Here is a 26,760-nt window from a genome sequence, read left to right on the forward strand (position 1 = left end):
GTACCTGTTGGTTTTTTTATGGTTATGGGTGCTGCTGGTGCAGGTGGTTCAGATCCTTGGGTAGCGCCCAGAAGAGGTTACAGCTCCTGGGGGCTTGGCCTGCGAACGCCGTCCGAGCTAGTGGCTGCGGGTGCAGGGGCCAATGCCACGCGCCGCTGGGAGACAGAGGCGCGTGGACGGATCAGGCCGGAGTATCGGGCTGATTGGCCGGATGCGCGGCCTGGAACGCCGGATGCGCGGCAGCCAGGGCCGCGACCCGGAGGATCCGCGGGTAGGCTTCCAGGGAAACCTTGAAACGCTCGGCGGCATACAGTTGGGGAATCAGGAACACGTCGGCCAGGCCCGGCTGGTCGCCGAAACAGAAGCCCTGATCGCCGATCAGTTGCTCCAGGGCGGCCAAGCCCTGGCTGATCCAGTGATCAATCCACACCAGCAGTTGGGCCTCTTCATGCCCCCACTCGCGCAGCAGGTTCTGGGTGCTGGAGTTGTGCAGCGGGTGAATGTCGCAACCGATGATCGCCGCCACCGCCCGCTCATGAGCGCGGCTGACCAGGTCCTTGGACAGCAGCGGTACCTGTGGATAACGCTCTTCCAGGTATTCGATGATCGCCAGTGACTGGATCAGCAGGTTGCCGTCGTCGGTACGCAGCGCCGGCACCCGGCCCTGGGGGTTGATGCCCAGGTATTCCGGCTGGCGGTTGGCCCCGCCCTTGGGCTCCAGCAGGTTGACCGGGATGGCCTGGAAATCCAGGCCCTTGAGGGCCAGGGCAATGCGCACCCGGTAGGACGCGGTGGAACGGTAATAGGTATAGAGCTGCATGAGGCTCTCCCCTTAGCGGGCCGGTTGGACGGTGCCACGGCATTCGCCGAAGCCAATGGAGGCGAAACCTTCACGACTGCAGCGCCCGCGCAGGATGATTTCGTCGCCATCCTCGAGGAACTTGCGCACCTCGCCGGAGGCCAGTTCGATGGCTTTCTTGCCGCCTTCGGTGATCTCCAGCAGGCTGCCGAACTGACCACTTTGCGGACCGGACAAGGTGCCCGAACCGAACAGGTCACCGGCCTGCAACTGGCAACCATTGACGCTGTGGTGAGCCACCATCTGCGCCACGGTCCAGTACATGTGCTGGGTGTTGCTCAGGGTCAGGCGGTGCGCCGGCAGGCCCTGTTCACGCATGGCCTGGGTGGTCAGCAGCACTTCCAGCTCGATGTCGAAGCCGCCAGCGGCCTGGTCGCGCTGATCCAGCAGGTAAGGCAGGGGCTGCGGGTCGCCTTCCGGGCGCTGGGGCTGGGCCCGGCGGAAAGGTTCCAGAGCCTCGGCGGTCACTACCCACGGCGAGATGCTGGTGATGAAGCTTTTCGACAGGAACGGCCCCAATGGCTGGTATTCCCAGGCCTGGATATCCCGCGCAGACCAGTCATTGAGCAGGCAGAAGCCGGCGATGTGCTCGGCGGCGTCGCCAATGGCAATCGACTCGCCCATCTCGTTGCCCTGGCCGATCCAGATGCCCAGTTCCAGCTCATAGTCCAGGCGCGCGCAGGGGCCGAAGGTCGGCTCGCTCTGCCCTGCCGGCAAGGTCTGGCCCTTGGGCCGGCGCACGTCGGCACCGGAAGCGCGAATGGTCGAGGCGCGACCGTGATAACCGATGGGCACGTACTTGTAGTTGGGCAGCAGGGGATTGTCGGGACGGAACAGCTTGCCGACGTTCTGCGCATGTTCGATGCCGACATAGAAGTCGGTGTAGTCGCTGATTTTCGCCGGCAGGTGCATTTGGCAGTCCGCCGCCAGGGGCAGCAGCTTCGCCCCTTGGGCTTCGATCTTGCCGCGCAGGCTGCTGCCTTCACTCAGCAGCTCCAGCAGGCGCTCGCGCAAGGCGACACGGGCCGGGCGACCAAGCTGGAAAAAACCGTTCAACTGGCCGCCGCGCGCGGCTTCTACCGCGGTCTTGGCCAGGCCTTCGAACAACCCGGCAGCCAGCGCCGCTTCCAGGTCGAAAACCTGTGCGCCAATCGCGACGCCGCTGCGGGGCGCCGATCCCTGGGTGCTGAAGACGCCCAGAGGCAAGTTCTGCAACGGGAAGTCGGGGTGACCGTTGGCGGACTCGACCCAGCTACGGGTGATGGTTGGCAGGGTCATGGGTTATCTCCGATTCGGGTTGAAGGTGGCGGGCAGCGAGGCCCAGCAAGCATCGTAGTCGTTCTGCAGTTCCGGGCATTGCAAGGCGAACTGGCTGGGACGCAGCACCTGGCTGGTCTCGAACATGAACGCCATGGTGTTGTCGATCTTCGCCGGTTGCAACTCGACGCTGATTGCTTTGGTGCAGGTCTCGCCATCCGGCCCATGGGCACTCATGCAGCTGTGCAGGGACGCGCCACCGGGCAGGAAGCCTTCGGCCTTGGCATCGTAGGCGCCCTGGATCAGGCCCATGAACTCGTTCATCAGGTTGCGGTGGAACCACGGTGGACGGAAGGTGTTCTCGGCCACCATCCAGCGCGGCGGGAAGATCACGAAGTCGAGGTTGGCCAGGCCCGGCACGCTGGTGGGCGAGGTCAGCACGGTAAAGATCGACGGGTCCGGGTGATCGAAGCTGACGGTGCCGATGGTATTGAAACGGCGCAGGTCATATTTGTACGGCACGTTGTTGCCGTGCCAGGCCACCACGTTCAGCGGCGAATGATCGAGCTCGCAGCTCCAGAGCTCACCAAGGAACTTCTGCACCAGGGTGGTGGGCTGCTTGAGGTCTTCGTAATGGGCCACCGGGGTCAGGAAGTCCCGGGGGTTGGCCAGGCCGTTGCTGCCAATAGGACCCAGGTCCGGCAGGCGCAGTGGCGCACCGTGGTTCTCGGCGATGTAGCCCCGGGCTTGCGCGTCCAGCAACTCGACACGGAACTTCAGGCCCCGAGGCAGCACGGCGATTTCCAGCGGCTCAAGGTCCAGCACACCCAGTTCGGTGGCGATGCGCAGGCGTCCCAGTTCAGGCACCAGGAGCATTTCGCCGTCGGCATTGAAGAACACCCGCTCCATGGAACGGTTGGCGCGGTAGTGATAGACGCTGATACCAGCGGGCTTCTGCGCTGCAGAGTTGGCCACCATGGCGACCAGGCCATCGATGAAATCGGTGGGTTCCGCCGGGATCTGCAACGGGTTCCATCGCAGGCGGTTGGGCGTCACGTCCCCCAACGGGCCACCCGCCAACTGACGTTCGAGTTTGACGAACGCCGGATGGTTGGCGGAAGGCTGGATACGGTACATCCAGGTACGCCGGGACTCACTGCGGGTCATGGTGAAGGCGGTGCCGGAAAACAGCTCGGTGTACAGGCCGTAGGGAGCCTTCTGAGGGGAGTTCTGGCCGACCGGCAGTGCGCCTGGCAGGGCCTCGCTGGCGAACTCATTGCCAAAGCCGGACTGGTAGCTGAGGGCCGACGCCGAAGAATCGAGGTTCATGGAGCCTCCTGGAAGTTGGAGTAGGCAGGGGCCTGCCACTCCTTCGCAAGAGTTCCGGGCACGCCTGGGTTATTTTTATCGTAATCCAATTACGCATAACGTAATTTGATTGCCTGGGAGCGTCAAGCTATAAAGACCGCCACTTGTCACGGGACCCCGACACCTCCATGGAAAAGCCGCGCAGCAGCAGCAGCAGCGACAGCACCGGTAAACAGAAAGTCCGCTCAGCCGAAGTCGGCACCGACATCCTCAAGGCCCTGGCCGAACTGTCACCGGCCACTTCCCTTTCGCGCCTGGCTGAACATGTGCAAATGCCCGCGAGCAAGGTGCATCGTTATCTACAGGCATTGATTGCCAGTGGCTTTGCCGAACAGAACTCCGCCACCAATCACTACGGCCTTGGCCGTGAAGCCCTGCGGGTGGGCCTGGCCGCCTTGAACAGCATGGATGTATTGAAGGTGGCGGCCCTGCCCCTGGCAGAACTGCGCGATGAGTTGAACGAAACCTGTTTCCTCGCGGTGTGGGGCAACCAGGGGGCCACCGTGGTGCACATTGAGCCGGCAGTGCGCGCGGTGACCGTGGTCACCCAGTTGGGCTCGGTGTTGCCGCTGCTCAGTTCCTCCACCGGTCTGGTGTTCAACGCCTACCTGCCACCGCGGGAAACCCTCGACCTGCGCCAGCAGGAGCTGTTGACCGGCAGCCCCCACGCCCTGGCCGACCCACAGGCCCACGATGCCCTCGCCGAGCAGATTCGCCAGCACGGCCTGCACCATGTCCACGGCTTGCTGATGCCCGGGGTCGATGCATTGTCGGCGCCGGTGTTCGATGCCACCGGCAAAATCGCCGCAGTCCTCACCGTGGTCGGGCCGACCTCGTTGTTCCATGCCGATGAGCATGGCCCGGCCGCCAGTCGCCTGCTGGCAGCCAGCTCCGCGGTGAGCTGGCGCATGGGTTATCAGCCGCAGCCTGCCTAAGCACTGCGGATCAGCTCATCAACCCCAGGGCCTGGGCCTTGGCCACCGCCTGGGTGCGCCGCTCCACTCCCAACTTGCTGTGAATCCGGCGGCCGTGGGTCTTCACCGTGTGCAGGGAAATGAACAACTGCGCGGCAATCTGCTGGTTCGAACAGCCCTGGGCAATCAGTTGCAATACTTGCAGCTCCCGCTGACTGAGCAAGCTGTTGCGGCTCACCTCGGGCTCAACCAGCGCAACGCTTTCACGGCGCTCCAGCCCTTGCACCAGCGCCGGTTGCCGCAGCCGCAACTCGTGCAGGGCCTGGGGCAGATTGCAGCGCAGCACCAATGCCTGCCCGGCCTGCAACGCTCCGGCCGCCAACGTTGCATCGCCTTGCACATAAGCCACTTCGGCCAAGGCCAACTGCACCTCGGCCTCCAGCCCCAGCATGCCGTGGCGCCGAACCCTGGCCAACACCCCCTGCAAGGTTGCAATCGGCACTTGAGCGCGGCCCAGCTGAACCTCGGCCAGTACCAGCAAGTACTCAATACCCGGGATCAATTCGAGGGTGGCCGGTGGTGCCTGCAGCGCCTGGGGCCCGCGAAAATGCCGGAGCACTCGGCTCAAGGCCTCATGGGCCAGCTCCGGCCGGCGCTGCTGCAGCCAGAATTGGCTGCTGACCTGCAGTAGCACCCCACGGTAGACCGTGTCCGGAACCTGCCGCTGCTGCATCAGCCGCTCGGCGTCTCGCAGACGAATAAAAGCCTGGGCGTAATCCCCTTGGTTGGCGGCCAATTGGGCCTGGCCGAGAAAACCATACAAGGCGCGTTTGTCATGGCTCGCCTGGCAATCCTCAAGCCCGCTGCGAAAGTAGCTGGCGGCTTCCTGCTCATCTCCCTGGCGCAACGCCAGACGGCCAAGGCGCAAGGCAATGCGTCCGAGCAAAGGCGTGGCCCGCAGCGCCTGTCGCGACAAACGCTCGCTGACCTGTTCCAGCAGGCTCTGGGCCCGATGGGGGGCGCCGCGCTGCTCCAGCAACTGCGCATGATCGAGTTCCAGCAAGCCTTCGAGCAGCAGTGCATCCTGAGACCGGGCCAGGCACAGCGCTTCACGATTGAAGGCCTGGGCCACGTCCAGTTCACCGCACAGCAGCGCTTGCTGGGTCAGGCCGGACAGGCACAGCAAACGGATGGTCCAGGCGCTGTCATCCAGCTCGCTCAGCGCCTCGAGAAAGTGCTGGCGCGCGGCGTCCATCCGCCCGCCCAGATGCAGCAACCAGCCCTGTTGCGCCTGCCAGCGGGCCAGCAGTTGGCGCTGCCCGGTGGCCATCGGTTGCGGTGCGAACCGGGCCATCTGCTGCATGCATTGCCCGGCCTGCTCGAAGCGCCCGGCAAACAACAGCGCCGCCACCAGCAGCCCCACCAACTGCGGGCTGCCCAGCAGCAGTTCGGCGCCCTGTCGCTCATGCAGCTGCAGTAGCAACAGCGCATTGTGCTGCTGGAACAGGAACTCGAAACTGAAATGTTCCAGCAGGCTGACGGCCACCTCATATTCCTCGGCCAGCAGTGCTTGTTCGAAAGCTGATTGCCAGTCCTCCTGGACGGTGAACCACTGGCACGCCCGACGATGCCAGGAACGCCCGGAGGGCCAGGCCTCATCTCGCATCAGGCGGGTCAGGGGCGGGAACACTTGCAACCAGTCGGCGTCGCCTTCCCACGGCTCGATAAAACAGGCCATGTCCTGCAGGGTACGCAGGTACTGGGCCCCCTCCCCGGCGCCAAACAGGTGCTCACACAGTTCGGCGTTGAACCGCGGCATATGCGCCAGCACCTGCCAGACTTCCGCCAGCTCCGCCGGCAATACGCTGAACAGCTCATGTTCCAGGTATTCCAGCAAGGTGTTGGCGCGCCCCGGCTTGCAGGGTTGGCTCGCTAATTCGCTGCCATCGAGCAAGGCAATGCGCACGCCGGCACACCAGCCACCACTGCGCTGCAGGATACGACTGGCGGTTTGCGCGCAGAGCGGTTGTGGCAGCTGTTGCAGCAGTTGCTCGATATCGCTCTGGCTGAACGCCAGGGCCGGACCATCCAATGCATAGAGCAGGTCATCGAGCAGCAATCGTGGCCAGTTGCATTGGGGACGACGGCGACTGCCCAACCACCAGGTCAACAGCGGATTATCGATGCTCAGCAGGCGATCCAGCTGCAAGTCCAAGTCTGCCGCTGCCACTCGGCAATAGTCGTCGATAAACAACCAGGCCGGGGTCTGCAGGTGCGCCAGATGCTCCAGCACCGAGGCTTCATCGTCGCTTGCCAGCCCCAAGGCCGTGGCCAGGGCCCGGCACAAGCCTTCAGGACTCTGGCGGGCACCGGCCATGGGCAACCAGATGACCCGACAAGGGCTGGGGGCCTGCTGCAGGCATTCGGCAAGCAGCGCCGTCTTGCCGCTGCCAGCAGGCGCGCAGAGCAACTTGACCCGTGCCCCCGAGGCCAGCAACGGCGTGCTCAGACGGCTGCGGGAAAAATGATGAGAGGACAAGCGGGGCATGAACCCGGGACGCTCTGGACAACGAGTCATGGCGGTCATTGCAGCGTGCCTTTTTATAATTTTAGCCTGCGTGCACCCACCCTAGCCCCGACCTCGCAACCAGTTGAAGAAGTATTCAGCAGGCTGATCAATGCTCATAAAAAAGGCGACCGATCGGTCGCCTTTCAAACTGCAGCGTCATCCTTCGCCAGGGGCCTGCCAGCAGGCTAGCGCACCCCGCTGGCGCGCAACGCGGCCGGGGTATAGTCGGCGGCCTTGGCGGCAAAACCGAACTCCAGGCTGCGCTTCTCCTCGTTCTTCATGCCCAGGGCCAGGTAGCGGCCGGCGTTGAGGTCGTACAGGGCTTCCAGGGTGTAGGCCGGCACCTGGTGGTCGTAGTAGTACTGCGCATGGCCTTCGGCTACCCGCCACAGCTGGCCGCGGCCGTCGTAGTGATCCACCAGGGCCACCTGCCAACTGTCCTCGTCGATGTACATGTGCCGGGTGGCATAGATATGCCGCTGGTTGGGCTTGACCGTACCCACCAACTCCCAGACCCGGTGCAGCTCATAGCGGGTCAGGTCCTGGTTGATGTGGCCAGCCTTGATGATGTCGTCGTACTTGAGGCTCGGGGAGTCCAGCTTGTAGCTGTTGTAGGGGATGTACATCTCCTTCTTGCCCACCAGTTTCCAGTCGTAGCGATCAGGAGCGCCGGAAAACATGTCGAAGTTGTCCGATGTGCGCAGCCCGTCGGCAGCGGTTCCCGGGCCGTCGTAGGCGACCTGCGGAGCGCGGCGCACGCGGCGCTGCCCAGCGTTGTAGATCCATGCCGAACGCGGTTCCTTGACCTGGTCCAGGGTCTCGTGGACCAGCAGCACGTTGCCCGCCAGCCGTGCCGGCGCGGTCACCGACTGTTTGAAGAAGTTCAGCACGTTGGCCGCTTTGGCAGGGTCCAGATCGGGGATCATCGGCGGCGCGGCGATCTCTTCTTCAAAACGGATCGAGGTGTAGCTGCCATTGGTCTGGGGCGTGACCTGGGTGACGATGCGTTTCTGATTGCCGCCGTGATAGCGGGTCAGATGGTTCCACAGCACTTCGATGCCGCTCTTGGGAATCGGAAAGGCGTAATAGCGGTTGCCGGTGAAATTGGCCAAGCCGTTGCCGTCGTTGGTGGTGGTCACATTCAGCGCGCTGCGCTTGGCCGACTCGTAGATCTCCGGCGGCAGGCCGACGCTGCGATGGGTCGGATAGACCGGAATCCGATAGCTGTCCGGGTAGCGCTTGAACATCGCCACCTGCCCCTCAGACAGCTTGTCCTTGTACTTGTCCAGCGTGGCCGCAGTGATGATGAACAACGGCTTTTCATTGGCGAACGGGTCGGCGAGAAAACCCTTGCTGTCCACCGCACCAGCATTCTTCGGGATACCCCCGGTCCAGGCCGGAATCGAGCCGTCGGCGTTGCCGGCCTTTTCCGCCCCCAGGGGCGTCAGGCTGGTGCCCAGCTTGGCCGCGTCTTCCGGGCTCACCGCCGCCATCAGGTTGGCCGCCCACAACCCCAACGCCAGGGCACTGCATTGCAGAATCATCTTGCGCATTTAAGTAGTCCTTCTTATGCCGATTCAGAAGTTCACGCCGAAGCTCAACGCGAGGAAGTCACGGTCCGTGAGGGTGTTGTAGCGCCCACCAAAGAAGTCGGTGTAACTGAGGCTGGCGGTGTAGGTGTTGCGATAGTCGGCATCGACGCCGACGCTGAGGGCCTTGGCGCCCTGGTTGAACAGGCCGTTGGGGCCATAGCCGTTGACGTCATGGGACCAGGACAGGTTGGGCTTGAAGTTGATCCCGGCGATCACGTTGCTGTAGTCGAGGATGGCCCGGGCGCGATAGCCCCAGGAGGTGGCGGTGACAAAGCCGCCCGTGTCGCCGCCATAACCGTACTGGCCATAGACCGAGTCGCGCCCATAGCGCAGCTGGCTTTTGTCTTCCAGGCCGCCGACGTGGACAATCGCCGCCTCGCCCACCAGGGTCAGGCGATCGGCACCCAGCACCTGGTCGAAGAACTGGGTCATGGAGCTCTGGATCTGGGTGATTTCCTTGCGCCGGTAGCCGGTGTTGTCGGCGCCCATGGCGCTCTTGATCGGCGAAGCGGCGCCGCCGGCAATGGGGTTGAGCAAGGCCAGAGTCAGGTCGTTGGTGTTGACCTGCACCGGTGCATTGGGCCGGTAGCTGATCTCGCCAGTCCAGGCAGTGCCCGTGGGCAGGGTGGTGGAGAAACTGGCGCCGTACAGGCGGATGTCTTCCGGGTATTCAAGGTAGTACTGGCCACGGCCGAGCATCACGCTTTGTACCAGGCTGGCGCCCGCACCGGGAATGCTGGGAGCGGCCGCAGCACCTGCGGCACCAATCGCCCCCTGGGTCGCCAGACTCACGTTGGCCGTGGTGGTGCTGACTACAGGGCTGCGGGAGTGGTAGTTCATGAAGTACAAGCCGTACTCAGTGTCGTCGCCAAGCCAGCGCAAGGCCGCACCCCATTGTCCGGAATCACGGGCGTCGCGGTCACCGCCCCGGGGCAGGATCACCCCTTCACGGGTGACCTGGAAACCCTGGCCGAAGGCTGCGGCCACCGGTTGCAAGGGCGCGATCGCCGGGCTGCCGACGGTGTAGCCGGTGGTGCAGCCATCAGCCACCACATCGTTGCCGAAGAAGGTCCCGCAGTTGTCCACAACGGTCTGGTCCCACTCCAGCTGATAGAAGCCCTCGACGGTCAACTGGTTGGTCAGGCCTTGGGAGGCGAACAGCATGTTGACGGGCACCAGGCCTTCCTTGATCTCGGCCCCGGGCCGGCGAAAGGCTGAGACGTCCACCGGGTTGATGCTGTTGATCGAGTTGCCGATAAAGGTGCTCTCGCCCCAGCTGACCACCTGCTTGCCGGCACGCACGGTGCCTGGCAGGTTGGCAATGGAATAGTTGTGATAGACGAAGGCGTCGAGGATCTGCGCCCCCGAGGACTTGGCGCCTTCCTTGCGATTGTGGTTGCTGACGGGCTTGAACGGACGACTGTCATCCATCAATTCGAAGTCGTACCAGTACTTGCCACGCACAAAGACCCCGGTGTCGCCGTACTTGAGTTCCAGGTCGTGCAGGCCCTTGAAGATCTTCGAGAAGGTCTCGCCCTTCTTGAAATTCAAGCGGCCATCATCGCCGGTGGACGACTGCGCGGTGCCGCCATTGACCGTACCGACGAAGGCCCGGTCGGCGTCACGCATGCCCCAACTGGCACCGACCGATAACGACGAGTCGAACTGCCCTTCGATTTCCCCGATGTTGAACGACACCGCCTGCGCCTGGGCGCTGCAGCCCAGCGCCACCGCGACAGCCAGCGCCTGCGGTTTGAAGATGGCGCGCATTGTTATTCTTGTCATGCGTCTTCCCCGGTGAGTGACAGGAAGCCTCACCCTACTGCCGGGGCACCTCGGCCGATAAGCGCACCAAGGAGGTATTCGAGTTGTCGCCCAAAAGGATTAGTGCCCTTGCCATGAGGACGATTCAGAGGGGTATCCAGGGGCTGGATAAAGGCCCATCAGGAACATCGATGCGCTACCTGTGTCGTCCGCTGACCTTCAACGATGACTGTTACTGAGACTGCAACAGTCCTTGTCCCGAATCGCTATTTTTCCGCAGCGAACCAAGGCTTATTCTTCACTCGCAGTCACGGCAAACAGCCAGACGCCCTCCCGTTGAAAGTATCGAGTCGGGTATTTTCCAGGAACTGATTTCCAGCAGGCTTGAAGTTGTTTTGTTCAAGTCGCTACCCCGGGTTCACTGACGTTGATTTTGTAGCTCCTTGATCTAACGTCTTACTTTGGCCGCTGCTCTTGCAGCGGCCTTTTTTATGCCTGGGATATAACAAGGAAGTTCCACTCAGCCAGCGTCTTCATCACTTTCGTCATAGTGAAACTTGTGCAACAGACGATGCGCCACGGGCGACAGGATCAAACCCAGGGTGGCGGCAAAAACCATGTTGGTGTAAAGCCCGTAAGTGGCGAAAAATAGCTTGCCGCCGGGGGTCTCCGGCATATTGATAGGGCCGATTCCGCCCAGGATCATCGCCGCGTCATATAACGCGTCGTGAAAGGAAATATCTTGTTCGAAGTACAGCAAGCCGCTGATACCCAGCAGAATCGAAAAGATAATCAGCGCCACAACCACCAGACCGTGCATGCACAGTCGTCGGATAAACAGCAGTCGCGACAATACCGGCTGGTCTTTTGACTCGTACATATAGAGCGCTCCCTTCTCGTTCGATAACCGTCGAGCATAGTGACGAACGTCGCAGGAGTAAAACCGCCGGACTTGAGGGTCCGGCGCGTCATTGAATCCAGGCTTGCCAGCCCGAGGTGAAAGCCATTGACCTACCACCAGGATCAAGCCGACAACAAGATCCGGGGCTCAATAGGCGAGTCGCTCAGAGCGCGTACTTTTGCAGATTTTGCATCATCTCCTTCAAGGCTTCGATGTTGTCCTTGGGATGCGCAGCCCCCTCAAAATCACAGATCTGTTGCCAGTGGGCTGCCACGTCCTCCGGGGAAAAGCCCTGGCGCGGATCGAAACCGGCCCCCAGGCTGCGCTCCCAGCGCACCTTGCCGACCCAACCACCGCCCACTTCGAACAAACCGGAGGTTTCCTGGCACTGCTCGCTGCCCAGGTACACCACCAGGGGGCTCACCAACTCCGGCTTGAGCTGCTCGAACACCTGCGGCGGAATCAGGCCCTCGGTCATCCGCGTGCCGCCGGTGGGGGCGATGGCGTTGACCAGGATGTTGTTCTTGCGCCCCTCGATCGCCAGGGTCCGGGTCAGGCCGTACAGGCCCAACTTGGCCATGCCGTAGTTGGCTTGCCCGAAGTTGCCGTAGATACCCGAGGTGGAGGCGGTGAAGATCACCCGCCCATAAGCCTGGTCCCGCAGGTGCGGCCAAGCGGCGCGAGTGACCTTGTAGGCACCTTCGACATGCACCCGGTACACCAGGTCCCAATCGCTGTGGTCCATCTTGTGGAAGGTCTTGTCCCGCAGGATTCCAGCGTTGTTGACCAGCACGTCGACCCGACCAAAGACATCCAGGGCGTTCTGCACGATCTTTTCGCCATCGGTGACCGAATCATGGTTGGCCTCGGCGATACCACCGGCCTCGCGGATTTGTGCCACCACACGATCCGCCGCTGAAGCGCTGGCACCTTCACCCTGGGTCGAGCCGCCCAGGTCATTGACCAGCACCTTGGCGCCATGCCGGGCGAACAGCAGCGCATGGGCCCGCCCCAGGCCACCGCCGGCTCCGGTAACGATCACCACTCTATCTTCCAAGCGCACAGACTCACTCATACCGAACTCCAGCAGGGCCAATGGACAATGGGTCGAGTGTCAGGCAGCCGGCCGGCGGTCACAATAAAAACGCCTGGACCTGAATGGTGCGCAATAAGACAGCGGGATAATCGGCGCGTCCGCTCAAGACCGCCGCTCAACCGAGGACATGGCACGGCCCCCTGTGGCGATGGTGCATGCACTCACAGGGCCACGGCGGGGCCCTGGGGTTCGCTCAGGAACCCACCGCCTGACGGGACGGCAACAGCAGGTTGTCGCGAAACCCCAGGTAATGCTTGAGTACCAGCAACGGCGCCTCGATCTGCGGGTAATGGCCAATTCCCGGGAGCAGCACCGTGTCCGGCTGGGCAATCAACTGTCGATAACGCTCCACCATGTGCGCCCCGGAGATCGGGTCCTGGGCACCATCGATCACCCGCAGCGGCACCTCGCCGCGCAGCATGGCACTGACCCAGCGTTCGCGCTGGACCCGGCGTTCGGGGATATAGGCAATCAACTTGTGCAGGATGCGTGGCCCGTTATTGCTTTGCACCAGGCTCCAGAAGTCATCCAGGACCGTCTCGCTGGGGCGAGTATGGGAACCGAAGATCTGCCGGAAGCTTTTCGCCAGCCCCTGGCGGCTGAACGCGCGCCCGAGCATCCAGCCCAGAGGACTGAGCAACAGCTTCTGGGTCAGTACCGGGCGATGGGTTTCCGGAAACAGGCCACCATTGAGGAACACGCAACTGGCAATCTCGATCCGCTCCTCGTAGTGCCGGGCGAGCAGTTCCTGGGCGACACTGTCGCCATAGTCATGGGCCAACAGGTGCACGGGCTCGGCAATGCCCAGGTGGGCCAGCAGTGCCTGCTGCAAGTCTGCCTGCTCCAACAGGCTGTAGTCGTGCTCCAGGGGCTTGGCCGAGTCGCCGAAACCGAGCATGTCGCAGGCGATCACCTGATAACGCCGCGCCAGAGGTTGCCACAGGTAATGCCAGTCCCAACTGGCCGTGGGGAAACCGTGGATCAACAGCAGCGGTTCTCCCTGCCCCGCCACCCAGTAACGAATGGGCTGGCCGTGGAACACGAAATCCTGCCCGCGCTTGCGCCACACACTCAGAGGAATCTCGGCGATAGGCATCAGAGTTTATAACCCGGGTCGAGTTGATCGAGTTTGCGCAGCAGGGCCGGCCAAGCCAATACGCCGCCCATACCCTGGGCACTGCGGGTGACTCCGGCAATCATCGCCTTGGCCCCGGCCAGGATCGGCGTGGGAATGGCAATCAGCTCGGCACCGCCGTTCTGCGCCAGTACCTGGATCTCACAGGTGCGCTGGAAGATGAACATCATCAGAAAGGTATCGGCGATGCTCGCGCCACACGTGAGCAAGCCGTGGTTGTGCAACATCAGAAAGCTGTTGGCCCCCAGGTCGGCCTGTAGCCGCAGCTTTTCCTCGGGGTTCAGGGCCACGCCTTCATAGGGGTGATAGCCCAGGCTCGAAAGCACGAACAGCGACTGCTGACTGATGGGCAACACGCCTTGCTTCTGTGCCGATACCGCGACCCCGGCGGCGGTGTGGGTGTGCAGCACACAGGACACATCGTGACGCACCGCGTGCACGGCACTGTGAATCGTGTAGCCGGCCGGGTTGATCTCGTAGGGGCTGTCCATCAACTTGTTACCGGCCTGATCGACCTTCACCAGGCTGGAGGCGGTGATCTCGTGAAACATCATGCCGAACGGGTTGATCAGGAAATCTTCGGTGCCTGGCACCTTGGCGGAAATATGGGTGAAGATCAGATCGTCCCAGCCATGCATCGCCACCAGGCGATAACAGGCAGCCAGGTCCAGGCGGGTTTGCCACTCAGTGGCGCTGACCTGGTTTTTTAAACTCGGTGTCGGTTGAACGGGGGCTAGGCTCACGACAAAGACCTCGGTGATGGTTCTTATTGGCTAAGAGGACCTTCAGAGTCTAGACAGACTGCGCCCCGGGTGACGTTGCATTGGCAGCCAGCTTGATGACCGAACGGGTCAGCCCGGAACCGGGCTCTGGCGCGCGGGTTTACGTCAAAGTACCGACGCCAGCAAAGGCGCGGCAAACAGGTTCAGGAGCCCGGTGAGGACCATCACCAGGCCCGCCACCGAGCCTTCTTCACCGCCCACTTCATGGGCCCGGCTGACCCCGGCGCCATGGGCACCGACGCCGAACAACGCCCCCCGCGCCAGGGCACTGCGCAAAGGCAGCCAGCGCAGCAGCACGCCACCGAGCATCGCGCCGAACACCCCGGTGAACATCACGAACACCGCAGTCAACTCGGGAACACCCCCCAGGTCATGGGCCAGCGGCATGGCGAAAGGCGTGGTGATGGAGCGCGGCACCAGCGACAGGGCCACCGAGCTGTCCAGGGCCAGGGCCTTGGCCAGGCCGAAGGAGCTGCCGATGGACGCTGCGCTACCCGCCAGCATGCCCAGCAACAATGCCGACCAGTGGCGCATCAACAACTGCCGCTGCTGCCAGATGGGAATGGCGAAGGCCACGGTTACCGGCCCCAGAACCAGCATTAGCCAGTGGGTATTGGCGGCGTACTCGGCATAGGCGGTGTGCAACGGCACGGCAATCGCCAACAACAGGGCCGGCACCAGGATCAGCGGCGATAGCAGGTAACGTCCGGTGCGCCGGTAGATCCAGCGGCTGAACAGGTACGCAGCCAGGGTCAGGGCCAGCCAGAACATCGGCATCAGTTCAAGCTTCATGGCGCATCCTCCAGCGGCACACCCACTCCACGGTCAGCGCGGTCACCAGCATCACCAACAAGGTGCTGATACCGATCACCAGCAAAATCCGCCCGCCTTCCTGGCGTAACAAGCCGCCGTAGTCCAGCAGGCTCATCAACGCCGGGATGAAGAACAGCAGCATCTCCGCCATCAGCAGGCCGGCGCCCAGTTGCAGCGCCGCCGGCTTGACCCAGCCCAGGGCAAAGGCCAGCAGCAACAGCGCCAGGCCGACGACCCCACCGGGAATCGGCCAGGGCAACCAGGCGGCCAGTTGGCAGCCGAGAAAATAGATCGCCAGCAGTACCGCCAGTTCAAGGATCAGGCGGCCCAGGCGTTTGCAGGTGGCAATGTTCATGATGATTCAGTCCTCTCAGGGACCTATTTTATGAAAAGCCCCATCATCACCAAAGCGAATTGTTAGACTTGGAACCATTCCAATCTGGAATTCCAATCATGGATTTCAAACAACTGCGCAGCTTCGTCGAGGTGATCCGCCAGGGCGGCTTCACCCAGGCGGCCAAAACCCTGCACATCAGCCAGTCGGCAGTCAGCAAACAGATCGCCCAGCTGGAACAGAGCCTCGGCACGCCCCTGCTGGAGCGCCAGGGCTCGCACATCCACCTCACTGCCACCGGCAGCGTGGTGCTGCAACGGGCCGAGGGCATGCTGCGCCTGCGCAACGAACTGCTCAGCGAACTGGATGACTTGAGCCAATTGGCCCGGGGTGAGCTGCGCCTGGGCCTGCCGCTGCTGGGCAGTGACGCGCTGTTCGCCAGCCGCTTTGCCGAATACCGACGACGCTATCCGAACATCCAGGTGCAATTGCTCGAAGGCGGTAGCCTGAATATCGAGCAGGCGGTACGTAGTGGCGAACTGGAACTGGGGGGCAGCCTGACCCCCAAGGACCCGGCGTTTGCCTATCAGTCTTTCTGTGATGAACCGCTGGATGCCTTGCTGCCCGCCGATCATCCCCTGGCGATGAACGCCCAGGTGCGCCTGGAGGAACTGGCGGATACGCCCTTCCTCTTGTATCAACGCAGTTTTGTGCTCAATGACCGTCTGCTCCAGGCCTGCCAGCAGGCGGGCTTTACCCCCAAGGAAAGCGGACGCAGCGGTCAGGCGGACTTTCTCGCGGCACTGGTGGCCGCCGGCCAGGGCGTGGTGTTGCTGCCCAGTGTGGTGGCCCGCGGCCTGGTGCGGCCAGGGGTGGTGCGCCTGACGCTGAAGGCGCCGGACTACCTGCGCTGGGACATCGCCTTCATCTGGCGCCAGGGCGCCTATCTGTCCAAGGCAGCGCAAGCCTGGCTCGCGCTGCTACGGGAACAGCCGGTCAGCCCCGCAGGGCGCTGATCAGCTCGGCCAGCCAAGGCTCGGCGTCGGTTTCCGGGGTCACGCTTTCGCTGGCGTCCAGGCGCAGCATCGGCAGCACTTCCTGCACCCCCAGCTCGGCGAACAGTTCACGCAGCTGCTCGCCACCGCCGCAGAAGGTATCGCCGTAACTGGAATCCCCAAGACCGATCACTGCCCCCGGCAAACCGCGCCAGGCGGCCGGCAATTGATCGCGAATGGTCGAATACAAAGGCAGCAGGTTATCCGGAAGCTCGCCCATGCCGGTGGTCGAGGTCACCGCCAGCAGCGCCTGCGGAGCAAAGTCCTGGACGTCGACCAGGGTTGCCCGCGGGTTGTGCCAGGCCTCGAAACCTGCGGCGTTGAGGAGCTTGGCGGCGTGCCGGGCGACGTCTTCAGCCGTGCCGTATACCGAGCCGGAAAGGATGGCGACTTTCATCAATCTGTTCCTGAAGCTGACTAAAAGACTGGGATATTAACAGCTACGGAGTAAAATCCCGTTTCTGCTGCTGCGGGCCCTGAAAAGCGCCGGTGGACAGCGTGCCAACATGCCTTAGAATCCAGCACTTGCTGATCGATAGCGGAACTTCAGGATGATCAACGCTCATCTGCTGCAACGGATGATCAACGCCTCCAACGACGGGATTGTGGTCGCCGAACAGGAAGGCGAAGACAACATCGTGATTTACGTCAACCCGGCTTTCGAGCGATTGACCGGCTACAGCGCCGACGACGTGCTGTACCAGGACTGCCGCTTCCTGCAGTCCGGGGACCGTGACCAGCCGGGGCTGGAAAGAATTCGCCTGGCCCTGAGCCAAGGCCAGCCGTGCCGTGAAGTGCTGCGCAACTACCGCAAGGATGGCAGCCACTTCTGGAACGAGCTGTCGATCACCCCAGTGTTCAACGACAGTGATCAACTGACCTATTTCATTGGTGTGCAAAAAGACGTCAGCATCCAGATCAAGGCCCAGCAACGTCTGCTCCAGATCGAACAACAGCTGGCCGACGTGCAGGCCGAACTGGCCGCTCTCAAGGCGACCAACGGCTCTAACAAGTCACAGGTTTAATGGTCTGTAGGGATACTCCCCGCCGATTTGTCTTCCCACCCCTCGAGCAACATCATGCAGCGTGACTCCCTCCTCACTCAGGATGAACTGGACTTCATCCAGACCATGCAGCACAACCCGCAGCTCAATGTGCGCGATGCCACATCGAGCCTGCTGGTCAATGGCGGCTCGCAGATCCGTGATCTGTTGACCCGGCTGGCGGCCAGCGAGAAGGTCACGCTCCAGGCGCATTTCGACAATCAGCAGATGACGTTCCCGCTGCAGCTGGTGGAAGATGAGTTCCATGCCCTGCATCTGCGCCTGGGGGTGCCGAGCATCTTCGAGGACGGGCCCATGGTCCGGCCCTGGCGCCTGGCGCTGGAGGAACCAGTGGCGCTGGAGAACGTCAAGGGCCAGCCCGGGCGCCTGTGGGTACGTGAAGTATCGTTCAAAGGGGTGTTGCTGGAGATCCGCAACCGTACCCGGCCACCGAAGCAGTTCGGCCTCTGGTTCAGCCCTTCGGGGTATGAGCGGATTGCCCTGCATGGGCGCTTCGAACGTCAGACCGAAGCGGGTTTCTACGCCTATCGCCTGGATCAGAGTGATGAGGAGGAAACTGAGCGCCTGCGCCAGTTCATCCTCCAGCAGCACCGCCACACGCACCCCGCCTTGCACACTTGAAGCCACGTTCCAGTGGCTTCAGGTATCCAGGCCACCGCTGAGAAACTGCCGCAGGCGTTGCTGCATCAAACGCCCCTCGTTACCCAGGCAGGCCACCGGCGAACCGACAAGACTGTCCTGAGCCAAATCCGCCGCACTGCCGGCGAGCATCAACGGACAATCCAGGGTCAGCGCCAGACGCTTGAGACGCTTGGGCAATTCAGCCGTCGGGGCGTGATTAGAAAACACCACGAGGGCGACCGGCTTGAGCTTTTCACAGACCAGGGTCAGCTCATCCAGCGGCGCTCCCGGCCCCAGCAGGCGCACACCGAGTTGGTCATGCCCGAGCATCAGCGCCGTCACCAGCAATTCCAGCTCGCGACACTGCTGGTTGAGCGCCGTCAGCAGTAACTGCCGGCTCTGGGTGGTCCGCTGCAACAACAGCCGCTGGGTGATCCGCGCCCTTAGAAAACTGTCCAGGAACAACCATTCGCTGGTCTGGCCAAAGGCGTTCTGATCCTGCAGCAGTTGCCTCCAGAACGGCAGGAAGATGTCCTGGAACACCACAGGCAAGGCATAGCTGGAAAAGATCTGCCCATAGAGGCGCTCCAGCTGCTGCTCATCGAAAGCGCTCACCGCCAGTTTCAACTGATCACGCCACTGGCCGTATTCACCTTGCAGGCCATCATCCACCGGGGCCCTGGCCTGAGCCTGGGCGGCCCGACTCTTGGCCATGATCTTGCCGACCTTGCTCACCGCCACACCGCGCTCGATCCAGCCGAGGATCTCCCGCACTGCCTCAACATCGTGCATGGAGTACAGGCGATGCCCGCTTTCGGTGCGTGTCGGTTGAATCAGACCATAGCGTCGTTCCCAGGCCCGCAGGGTCACTGGGTTGATACCGGTCAGGCGCGCCACCTCACGGATCGGAAACAACTCATCCTGACGGGCGGGGTCAGGGGCCTGAGCGACAGGGGCAAGTTCAGTAATGACGGGCATCTGGGGAGAAAACACCGAGAAACAAAGTGGCGACCATTCTACTCCCCCCAGGTGCCGATGCTTCAAGCGCGAGAAAAACCGACCGCTGTCATTGGTACGTACGCGCCAATCAGGAATAATCCTTGCTTGCATCAGACGCGGCGCCACTACCCCGGTGCCACGTCAAGCGACGGTCTTACCCAGGCCGCGCATTGGTTTTACGGAGATACATAATGTCTACCTCACCCGTCACCCTGATGGTTGCCCGGCGCGTTGCCGACGGCCGTTACCAGGACCTGATCGCCTGGCTGCGCGAAGGCGAACAACTGGCCACCGACTTTCCCGGCTACCTGGGTTCTGGTGTCCTTGCGCCACCGCCCGACGATGACGAATTCCAGATCATCTTCCGCTTCGCCGACGAACACACCCTGCACACCTGGGAACACTCCGCCTCGCGTACCGCCTGGCTGGCCCGGGGCAGCGACCTGTTTGCCCACCCGTCGGAACACCGGGTCAGTGGCATCGACGGCTGGTTCGGTGCCGCCGGACAGCGGCCACCGCGCTGGAAGCAGGCCGTGGCCATCTGGCTGGCATTCTTCCCGGTGTCGCTTCTGTTCAACTTCGTCCTCGGCCCTTTGCTCAGCGACCTGAGCCTGCTACCCAGGGTGTTCGTCAGCACCTTGGCGCTGACCCCACTGATGGTCTATCTCTTCATTCCACTGTCCACCCGGCTGCTGGCCAACTGGCTGAACAACACCCCGGCTCGCCCGCTACCCGCAGCGCCCTCGACGCAGAATCGGTGATTCTCCGGCAAGCCGGCTCCGGCACACCCCGTGCAGGAACTGACTTGCCAGCGAAGCCCTGACCAGCAGGCACAGGGCCTCACCCACTGGTATAGTTTTGCTCTATCCGCGACGCGAGCACTCCATGAACACCTCTACCGCCCCGATCCTGATCACGGGTGCCAGCCAGCGTATCGGCCTGCACTGCGCCCTGCGCCTGCTGGAAGACGGGCAGTCGGTGATCGTCACCTACCGCAGCGAACGCCCCGGCCTGCAAACCCTGCGTGACAAAGGCGCGACGCTGCTGTTCGCCGACCTCTCCAGCGAAGGTGCAATCCTGGCCCTGATCAACGAGGTGAAAAACCACACCGACTGTTTGCGGGCCATCGTCCACAACGCCTCGGAGTGGCTGGAGGAAAGCCCCGACCAGGAAAGCGCCGCCTTCACCCGGATGTTCAGCGTGCACATGCTCGCGCCCTACCTGATCAACCTGCACTGCGCCGAACTGCTGCAACGTTCGAGCCCGGCAGACATCATCCACATTAGCGACGACGTGACCCGCAAAGGCAGCAGCAAGCACATCGCCTACTGCGCCAGCAAAGCCGGGCTGGACAGCCTGACCTTGTCCTTCGCGGCAAAATACGCCCCGACAATCAAGGTCAACGGCATCGCTCCGGCCCTGCTATTGTTCAACCCCGACGACGACGCGGCATACCGCGCCAAGGCCCTGGCCAAATCCGCGCTGGGCATCGAACCCGGCAGCGAAGTGATCTACCAGAGCCTGCGCTATCTGCTGGACAACCCCTATGTCACCGGCACCACCCTGACCGTTAACGGCGGGCGGCACCTCAAGTAAGCCGCCCCCCGCGAGGACCCTGCATGAGCCTTTCCCTGCCCCAGCACTACCGCGAGATCCTCAAGGGCCTCGGCGAAGACCCCGAGCGCGAAGGTTTGCTCGACACGCCCAAGCGCGCGGCCAAGGCCATGCAGTACCTGTGTCATGGCTACAGCCAATCGGTGGAGGACATCGTCAACGGTGCACTGTTCGCCTCCGACAGCGATGAAATGGTGATCGTCGCCGACATCGAGCTGTATTCCCTGTGCGAACATCACCTGCTGCCCTTCATCGGCAAGGCCCATGTGGCTTATATTCCTACCGGCAAGGTGCTCGGGCTGTCGAAGATCGCGCGGATTGTCGATATGTTCGCCAGACGCCTGCAGATCCAGGAAAATCTCACCCGGGATATCGCCGACGCGGTACAGGCCGTAACCCAGGCCGCAGGCGTCGCGGTGGTGATCGAGGCCAAGCACATGTGCATGATGATGCGCGGCGTCGAGAAACAGAATTCCACCATGCATACCTCGGTGATGCTCGGCGCCTTTCGCGAGTCGAGCACCACACGCCAGGAATTCCTGCAATTGATTGGACGGAGCAAGTAGTAATGCCACAACTTCAGCCAGGAATGGCTCGCATCCGAGTCAAGGACCTGCTCCTGCGGACCTACATCGGAATCAACGAGGAAGAGATCCTCAACAAGCAGGATGTGCTGATCAACCTGACCATCCTGTATGCCGCCCAGGATGCGGTGCGCGACAACGACATAGATCACGCGCTGAACTACCGCACCATTACCAAGGCGATCATCGCCCACGTCGAAGGCAACCGCTTCGCCCTGCTGGAGCGCCTGACCCAGGAGCTGCTGGACCTGGTGATGAGCAACGCTTCGGTGCAATACGCCGAAGTCGAAGTCGATAAACCCCACGCCCTGCGCTTTGCCGAATCGGTGTCGATCACCCTAGCGGCCAGCCGGGATAAAGCATAAAGAACAGCCAAAAACAGCCAGCAACACGCTTCAAGCGCATCTTTTTGCGGCTTGCAGCTGGCCGCTGTCTCGGAGAGACCCCATGACCGAACAACAACGCCTGGAACTCGAAGCCGCGGCCTTTCGCCGCCTGGTGGCACATCTGGACAGCCGCAAGGACGTGCAGAACATCGACCTGATGAACCTTGCCGGGTTCTGCCGTAACTGCCTGTCCAAGTGGTACAAGGCCGAGGCCGATGAGCGTCAGATCGAAGTCACCCTCGATGACGCCCGTGAAGTGGTGTACGGCATGCCCTACGCCGAATGGAAAAATCTCTACCAGAAAGAAGCCAGCGCCGAGCAGCAAGCGGCGTTCGCCAAAGGAAAGCCTCATGATTAGGCGCTTGCTAAGTGTTAACTACAGGCTCGCTTTACAAACAAGGAGTTAAATAGCCTCAGACGCTATGGCTTACGCCTCTGACTCTGAGTCCTTTCGATAGGATTTTCGATTCATCAGAGTAGGGGCGAGTTGCGCGTGTCATGTTGGGTACTGGGCTGAAAAGCCCGACGACGCAGGACGGGCCTTTCTACGCTAAGTAATGTCGAAAGTCGTTGTCGTTTCGACTGACAGAACGCTCGCCGTGGGTTGATCGGAGCTTCCCTAGTTTGAAACATATCAATGATGCTGATTCAAAAGAGAAAGCATATTCATTACGTGATAGTGATTTTTAGGCATGTATGGCGGGTAGTCATCAGACTTCTTGTCTGATACGTCGCAAGCATTGCCAAACATGTCAACTTTTTTTCGTCCACCTGAGGTGCCGCAAACAAAATATATGCCTTCGAAGTTATTGGGTGGCATATCGATTTGATGACCAATAATTCTCCACTCGCCAGAGATTTTTTTGTCGAACAAACTATACGAATCCAACACTAAAGGAAAAGTGGCTTTGCTTGAGATAAATGGAAATATGTCGTGCAAGCATGGCCTGGGCGAAAAGCAATCAAATATTTCTGCGGAGTGACCGATGCTTACCTTCGATATGATTCGACCAAATCCAAATTTATCATTTGATATTTGAAAGCAAAATATATCACCTGGCTTAATGAATCTAAGCATTGTTCGTTTCTTACTATCCCAACCCCAATGTTTAAAATTGCTCAGCAACATCCTCTTACCCCTGCTTTTGAAATACCTTTTTTGCTATCGCAAGCGTCTTTAAACGCAGCGACTCTTGGCTCAGTTCGCCATCATCAAATAAAGCGTGCTTATCTCCTCGGTTTATTGGCGACACTTCCTTGCCAATAGATCCTGCTCTGGTCTTGAACTTATCCATAGAAATCTATTCACAACCTCTAGCCTGGCCATATTTGATACTTCCACCTAAGTGGATTAAGCCAGTACTGCCACCTAGCCGACCAGTTTCTAAGTGCTCCCCAGTTCTTCTAGGTACTGGGCCTCCGAAATAAGTTTCTAACCTGAGCCATGCTTCTATGGTCAGTCGCATAGACCTCATCCTCGAGCAATATCGTACCTTCAGCGTTGCAGTTGATGGCTTGTCCAATGTGCTGGTAGCCGCGTCTGGCTGGCCAGTTCCTCGGCGCTAGGTAAAAATATTCCATTAGATGCTTTATCACCATGAAACCCCTCCCCACCGCAGGGTCGTAGTACCGGAACGTGTTGTAGTACAGCCCGGTTTCGCGGTCGTGGTATTGCCCCTTGAACCGCAGGTTCTGTTCCACCACGTTCGGTGACAATGCCTCCAAACCGCCCCACGCTTTGTAGTACGCACGCGACACCACATGGCCGTCGGCGTCGGTCATTTCTTGGGGGGGTGCCGATCTGGTCAGTGTGGAAGTAGTAGTGGCGGGCTTCCTGTTCCGGTTGTTTGGGGTCGCTGTCAATACGGGCCATCGGAGCGTAGCTGCCGGGTTCGTAGAGGTACAGGCTGTGTAATCGCGGCTGCTGTTCCTGTAGCAGGCGCAATCCTTGCCAGGTTTCCGCTCTGATCAGGCGGTTTTCACTGTCGTAGTGAAAGCGTTGCATGCCCCCGGCAACACTGCTTTTTTCACTGAGATTGGCCCAGGTGTCGTAACCAGGATGCGGTTGTCCGGGCGGTTGTCGAACTGCCATTTGCCGCTGCCGCTGAGGTTGCCTTGGAGGCTCTCCTTGCTTACATAAATGAGGGTCGCCAATGGGCAAAATCACCCGGCGGGTGCTCTCACCGCACCCAGGAACCATGCCATGAGTGACTTAAGCTGTATGGGGTGGGGCTTTCAGGGCTGTTCTTCGAGGATTTGGCCATTTTACTCATCAGGAACCGGCGGAAAGTGCGCATAAAAGGCAAAAAGCCACGACCCGATCAAATCTCAAATCCGTGCGAAAAATTAAGAACGGTCAATCTCTCCCTACCAAACCTGCTTCGCAAGAGCGGTCAGTGAATCGAAATGCCCTTAAAAAAAGGTAAAAAAGTTACTATCTCTAAGTGCTTGAATAATTTTGTGAATATCACATGTAACTGTTAAGAAGGCCCCGTAACCCATGACTGATCTGAACACCCTGCGCGCCAGCCTGAAAAGTGGCGAACACGTCTTTGCCGATACCCTGGCCTTTATCGCCGCTGGTTACGATTACCAGCCCCAGGCGTTCAACAACGGGGGCGTGGAAAACGCTGCCGGGCAAAACGAAGGTTCGTGCCAGACCCTGGGCCTGGCCCTGCTGGAAGGCCTGAGCGACGAAGAGGCGCTGCTGGCCTTCGGCGAGCACTATCGCTCGGTGCTGGCCACCCCTGAAGGCACTGACCACGGCAACATCCGCGCGCTGATCGCCCACGGCCTCGCCGGGGTGACATTCGCCGCCCAGCCGCTGACCCGACGCTGATCGCGACTGGACGTTGTAGGAGCTGGCTTGCCAGCGAAGGCGTCAGCATAGGCGGCGCAAGGCTTGAGGGCCTCTTCGCCGGCAAGCCGGCTCCTACAGTGCAACACCCATAAAAAAACCGGCTTGCGCCGGTTTTTTATTGCCTGGGAATCAGTGTGCAGCGTTCTGCAGACCGTCCAGGTAACGCTCGGTGTCCAGTGCCGCCATGCAGCCGGCGCCGGCCGAGGTGATGGCCTGACGGTAAATGTGGTCGGCCACGTCACCGGCGGCAAAGATGCCCTCGACGCTGGTGGCAGTGGCGTTGCCGTCACGGCCGCCCTGCACCACCAGGTAACCGTCCTTGAGGGTCAACTGGCCTTCGAACAGCGAAGTGTTCGGGGTGTGGCCGATGGCTATGAACACGCCGTCGACTTTCAGCTCGTCGAAGCTGCCGTCGTTGTTCTTCAGGCGGGCACCGGTCACGCCCATGTTGTCGCCCAGGACTTCGTCCAGGTTGGCATTGAGCTTGAGGATGATCTTGCCTTCGGCCACGCGGGCATTGAGCTTGTCGATCAGGATCTTCTCGGCGCGGAAGGTTTCGCGACGGTGAATCAGGGTCACGGTGCTGGCGATGTTGGCCAGGTACAGGGCCTCTTCAACAGCAGTGTTACCGCCACCAACTACCGCCACTGGCTTGTTGCGATAGAAGAAGCCGTCGCAGGTCGCACAGGCCGATACGCCCTTGCCCATGAATGCTTCTTCCGAAGGCAGGCCCAGGTAACGGGCGCTGGCGCCGGTGGCGATGATCAGTGCGTCACAGGTGTAGGTCGCGCTGTCGCCGGTCAGGGTGTAAGGCTTGGCGGCGAAGTCCACGGCATTGATGTGATCGAAGACGATTTCGGTTTCGAAACGCTCGGCGTGTTCACGCATCCGCTCCATCAGCGCCGGACCGGTCAGGCCGTGCACGTCACCGGGCCAGTTGTCGACTTCGGTGGTGGTGGTCAGCTGGCCGCCGGCCTGCATGCCGGTGATCAGCAGCGGCTTCAGGTTGGCACGAGCGGCATACACCGCAGCGCTGTAACCGGCAGGGCCGGAACCGAGAATAATCACACGCGAATGACGTACATCAGACATGACTCACTCCTATCGACCGGCCCGGGTGACCTGGCGCGGAACGCCGGATTGCCGGCTGCAATAAAAAAGGACGGCGAAACCTTGGGGAAGGCTTGAACTCGCCCGTCCAAAAAATAATGGGTGAAGCGTATAGAGGGGGCGAAGATTAAGGAAATACGGTTTAACAATCCAGCTCATAGGCGGTCTCTATCCTCAGAAGGCCTATTTGAAAGGGTCTTTGTTACCGTTGATGTCGACCTGTTCGCCGTGCTTTCGCCCCCAGAGCAAAGCCGGTAAGGTCGGCGCGTTTTCCTTCTGCTCGGAGCGCTCTATGCCCGCCCCCGTCCTATCCGGCCCGCAATACCTGCGTGAAGGCCTGAAGCTGATCCTCAGTCCCGGCCTGCGCCTGTTCGTGCTCTTGCCCCTGGTCATCAACCTGGTGCTGTTCGTCGGATTGATCTATTTCGCCAGCCACCAGTTCAGTCTCTGGGTCGACGCCCTGATGCCGTCCCTGCCGGACTGGCTGAGTTTCCTCAGCTACATCCTCTGGCCGCTGTTCGTGATACTGGTCGGGTTGATGGTGTTTTTCACCTTCACCATGCTGGCCAATATCATCGCCGCACCGTTCAACGGGTTTCTATCGGAAAAAGTCGAAACCGTGGTCCGTGGCACCGATGATTTCCCGCCCTTCAGCTGGGGCGAACTGATTGCCATGATTCCGCGCACCCTGGCCCGGGAAATGCGCAAGCTCGGCTACTTCCTGCCCCGGGCCATTGGCCTGTTCATCCTGTCGCTGATCCCGATGGTCAACCTGGTGGCCGCACCGCTGTGGTTGCTGTTCGGGGTCTGGATGATGGCCATCCAGTACATCGACTACCCGGCTGACAACCACAAGATGAGCTGGCAGGACATGCTCGCCTGGCTGCGGCAGAAGCGCTGGCAGAGCCTGGGCTTTGGCGGCATCGTCTACCTGGCGCTGATGGTTCCGTTCGTCAACATCCTGATGATGCCGGCGGCCGTGGCTGGCGCGACGCTGTTCTGGGTGCGTGAGCGCGGAGTGGAAAACCTGCCGCGCCAGTAAGGCCGGAGCGTCATAAATCCATCACCCGACCGTCACAATGA

The 26,760-nt window shown here is 61.2% G+C and carries 28 protein-coding genes and 1 pseudogene; 11 read left to right on the top strand and 18 right to left on the bottom strand.

The features are described from left to right. Positions 1–181: 181 nt before the first annotated feature. From maiA to hmgA, 3 genes are read right to left on the bottom strand one after another with little or no spacing between them, the layout of a single operon-like run. Positions 182–820: a maleylacetoacetate isomerase gene (gene maiA, locus GV819_RS08545; protein WP_161755491.1), complete on the bottom strand. Its 639-nt coding sequence runs from the start codon at positions 818–820 to the stop codon at positions 182–184. Positions 821–832: 12 nt separating this feature from the next. Then, positions 833–2,137 carry a fumarylacetoacetase gene (fahA, locus tag GV819_RS08550; protein ID WP_161755493.1) on the bottom strand — a complete coding sequence of 435 codons (1,305 nt, stop codon included), beginning with the start codon at positions 2,135–2,137 and terminating at the stop codon, positions 833–835. A 3-nt stretch (positions 2,138–2,140) separates the two neighbouring features. Next, positions 2,141–3,445: a homogentisate 1,2-dioxygenase gene (hmgA, locus tag GV819_RS08555; protein WP_161755495.1), complete on the bottom strand. Its 1,305-nt coding sequence runs from the start codon at positions 3,443–3,445 to the stop codon at positions 2,141–2,143. A gap of 167 nt (positions 3,446–3,612) precedes the next feature. Here hmgA and GV819_RS08560 point away from each other — a divergent pair, with 167 nt between their 5' ends. Next, positions 3,613–4,419, top strand: a complete 807-nt coding sequence (locus tag GV819_RS08560) for an IclR family transcriptional regulator (RefSeq protein ID WP_161755871.1) — start codon at positions 3,613–3,615, stop codon at positions 4,417–4,419. Positions 4,420–4,429: 10 nt separating this feature from the next. Here the strand turns inward: GV819_RS08560 and GV819_RS08565 are convergent, their stop codons facing one another. The 9 genes from GV819_RS08565 to GV819_RS08605 all read right to left on the bottom strand — a co-directional run bounded on the left by GV819_RS08565 (position 4,430) and on the right by GV819_RS08605 (position 15,405). Next, a complete protein-coding gene (locus tag GV819_RS08565; protein WP_161755497.1) occupies positions 4,430–6,985 on the bottom strand; it encodes a helix-turn-helix transcriptional regulator in 2,556 nt (851 codons plus the stop codon). Between the two features lie 167 nt (positions 6,986–7,152). Further along, complete coding sequence (locus GV819_RS08570; RefSeq protein WP_161755499.1) at positions 7,153–8,520, bottom strand: DUF1329 domain-containing protein; 1,368 nt, start codon at positions 8,518–8,520, stop codon at positions 7,153–7,155. A gap of 24 nt (positions 8,521–8,544) precedes the next feature. After that, positions 8,545–10,344, bottom strand: a complete 1,800-nt coding sequence (locus GV819_RS08575; protein ID WP_161755502.1) for a DUF1302 domain-containing protein — start codon at positions 10,342–10,344, stop codon at positions 8,545–8,547. A gap of 499 nt (positions 10,345–10,843) precedes the next feature. Next, entirely contained in the window at positions 10,844–11,203 is a 360-nt protein-coding gene (locus GV819_RS08580; RefSeq protein WP_161755504.1) for a hypothetical protein, read from the bottom strand. 184 nt (positions 11,204–11,387) lie between these two features. Next, the gene (locus tag GV819_RS08585) at positions 11,388–12,299 is read right to left on the bottom strand and encodes an SDR family oxidoreductase (RefSeq protein ID WP_161755506.1); all 912 of its coding nucleotides are present in this window, start codon (positions 12,297–12,299) and stop codon (positions 11,388–11,390) included. Positions 12,300–12,513: 214 nt separating this feature from the next. Continuing rightward, positions 12,514–13,416, bottom strand: coding sequence for an alpha/beta fold hydrolase (locus GV819_RS08590; RefSeq protein WP_161755508.1), 903 nt, complete (start codon positions 13,414–13,416; stop codon positions 12,514–12,516). Then, on the bottom strand, positions 13,416–14,198 hold the full coding sequence (locus GV819_RS08595) for a class II aldolase/adducin family protein (RefSeq protein WP_161755510.1): 783 nt from the start codon (positions 14,196–14,198) through the stop codon (positions 13,416–13,418). The genes GV819_RS08590 and GV819_RS08595 overlap by 1 nt, the downstream gene beginning before the upstream one ends. A 144-nt stretch (positions 14,199–14,342) precedes the next feature. Continuing rightward, on the bottom strand, positions 14,343–15,029 hold the full coding sequence (locus GV819_RS08600) for an LrgB family protein (protein ID WP_161755512.1): 687 nt from the start codon (positions 15,027–15,029) through the stop codon (positions 14,343–14,345). Then, a complete protein-coding gene (locus tag GV819_RS08605; protein ID WP_161755514.1) occupies positions 15,019–15,405 on the bottom strand; it encodes a CidA/LrgA family protein in 387 nt (128 codons plus the stop codon). The genes GV819_RS08600 and GV819_RS08605 overlap by 11 nt, the downstream gene beginning before the upstream one ends. A gap of 98 nt (positions 15,406–15,503) precedes the next feature. On the opposite strand from GV819_RS08605, the gene GV819_RS08610 reads away from it, so the two are divergent. After that, entirely contained in the window at positions 15,504–16,400 is an 897-nt protein-coding gene (locus GV819_RS08610; protein ID WP_161755516.1) for a LysR family transcriptional regulator, read from the top strand. Here the strand turns inward: GV819_RS08610 and GV819_RS08615 are convergent. Beyond that, positions 16,381–16,836: a flavodoxin gene (locus tag GV819_RS08615; protein WP_161755518.1), complete on the bottom strand. Its 456-nt coding sequence runs from the start codon at positions 16,834–16,836 to the stop codon at positions 16,381–16,383. The two genes, GV819_RS08610 and GV819_RS08615, sit on opposite strands and share 20 nt — an antisense overlap. 154 nt (positions 16,837–16,990) lie before the next feature. Between GV819_RS08615 and GV819_RS08620 the strand changes: the two genes are divergently transcribed. Further along, positions 16,991–17,464 carry a PAS domain-containing protein gene (locus GV819_RS08620; RefSeq protein WP_161755520.1) on the top strand — a complete coding sequence of 158 codons (474 nt, stop codon included), beginning with the start codon at positions 16,991–16,993 and terminating at the stop codon, positions 17,462–17,464. Positions 17,465–17,518: 54 nt separating this feature from the next. Then, positions 17,519–18,124 carry a hypothetical protein gene (locus GV819_RS08625; RefSeq protein ID WP_161755522.1) on the top strand — a complete coding sequence of 202 codons (606 nt, stop codon included), beginning with the start codon at positions 17,519–17,521 and terminating at the stop codon, positions 18,122–18,124. A gap of 18 nt (positions 18,125–18,142) precedes the next feature. On the opposite strand, the gene GV819_RS08630 is transcribed toward GV819_RS08625, so the two are convergent. Further along, positions 18,143–19,102 (bottom strand): MerR family transcriptional regulator, encoded by a 960-nt coding sequence (locus GV819_RS08630; protein ID WP_161755524.1) that lies wholly within the window; start codon positions 19,100–19,102, stop codon positions 18,143–18,145. A 212-nt stretch (positions 19,103–19,314) separates the two neighbouring features. Here GV819_RS08630 and GV819_RS08635 point away from each other — a divergent pair, with 212 nt between their 5' ends. From GV819_RS08635 to GV819_RS08655, 5 genes are all read left to right on the top strand, one after another. Further along, complete coding sequence (locus GV819_RS08635; protein WP_161755526.1) at positions 19,315–19,884, top strand: antibiotic biosynthesis monooxygenase; 570 nt, start codon at positions 19,315–19,317, stop codon at positions 19,882–19,884. Between the two features lie 124 nt (positions 19,885–20,008). Then, complete coding sequence (folM, locus tag GV819_RS08640; RefSeq protein ID WP_161755528.1) at positions 20,009–20,719, top strand: dihydromonapterin reductase; 711 nt, start codon at positions 20,009–20,011, stop codon at positions 20,717–20,719. A gap of 23 nt (positions 20,720–20,742) precedes the next feature. Next, positions 20,743–21,303 (top strand): GTP cyclohydrolase I FolE, encoded by a 561-nt coding sequence (gene folE, locus GV819_RS08645; RefSeq protein ID WP_161755530.1) that lies wholly within the window; start codon positions 20,743–20,745, stop codon positions 21,301–21,303. Positions 21,304–21,305: 2 nt separating this feature from the next. Next, complete coding sequence (gene folX / locus GV819_RS08650; RefSeq protein ID WP_161755532.1) at positions 21,306–21,686, top strand: dihydroneopterin triphosphate 2'-epimerase; 381 nt, start codon at positions 21,306–21,308, stop codon at positions 21,684–21,686. Positions 21,687–21,768: 82 nt separating this feature from the next. Continuing rightward, positions 21,769–22,065: a DUF1244 domain-containing protein gene (locus GV819_RS08655; protein ID WP_161755534.1), complete on the top strand. Its 297-nt coding sequence runs from the start codon at positions 21,769–21,771 to the stop codon at positions 22,063–22,065. A 276-nt stretch (positions 22,066–22,341) separates the two neighbouring features. Here the strand turns inward: GV819_RS08655 and GV819_RS08660 are convergent, their stop codons facing one another. The 3 genes and pseudogenes from GV819_RS08660 to GV819_RS33140 form a co-directional block, all read right to left on the bottom strand. After that, on the bottom strand, positions 22,342–22,836 hold the full coding sequence (locus GV819_RS08660) for an Imm26 family immunity protein (protein WP_178125108.1): 495 nt from the start codon (positions 22,834–22,836) through the stop codon (positions 22,342–22,344). 4 nt (positions 22,837–22,840) lie between these two features. Continuing rightward, the gene (locus GV819_RS08665; protein WP_161755536.1) at positions 22,841–23,002 is read right to left on the bottom strand and encodes a hypothetical protein; all 162 of its coding nucleotides are present in this window, start codon (positions 23,000–23,002) and stop codon (positions 22,841–22,843) included. A gap of 310 nt (positions 23,003–23,312) precedes the next feature. Continuing rightward, a pseudogene (locus GV819_RS33140) lies at positions 23,313–23,760 on the bottom strand (RHS repeat domain-containing protein); the annotation flags it as partial. Positions 23,761–24,207: 447 nt separating this feature from the next. On the opposite strand from GV819_RS33140, the gene GV819_RS08675 reads away from it, so the two are divergent. Next, positions 24,208–24,546, top strand: coding sequence for a HopJ type III effector protein (locus GV819_RS08675; protein ID WP_161755538.1), 339 nt, complete (start codon positions 24,208–24,210; stop codon positions 24,544–24,546). A 150-nt stretch (positions 24,547–24,696) separates the two neighbouring features. Here the strand turns inward: GV819_RS08675 and trxB are convergent, their stop codons facing one another. Then, the gene (trxB, locus tag GV819_RS08680; RefSeq protein ID WP_161755540.1) at positions 24,697–25,659 is read right to left on the bottom strand and encodes a thioredoxin-disulfide reductase; all 963 of its coding nucleotides are present in this window, start codon (positions 25,657–25,659) and stop codon (positions 24,697–24,699) included. Between the two features lie 310 nt (positions 25,660–25,969). Between trxB and cysZ the strand changes: the two genes are divergently transcribed. Then, complete coding sequence (cysZ, locus tag GV819_RS08685) at positions 25,970–26,719, top strand: sulfate transporter CysZ (RefSeq protein WP_161755542.1); 750 nt, start codon at positions 25,970–25,972, stop codon at positions 26,717–26,719. Positions 26,720–26,760: the final 41 nt, after the last annotated feature.

The sequence above is a fragment of the Pseudomonas sp. Fl5BN2 genome, from assembly GCF_009908205.1.
In the GTDB taxonomy this organism is placed as follows: Bacteria; Pseudomonadota; Gammaproteobacteria; order Pseudomonadales; family Pseudomonadaceae; genus Aquipseudomonas.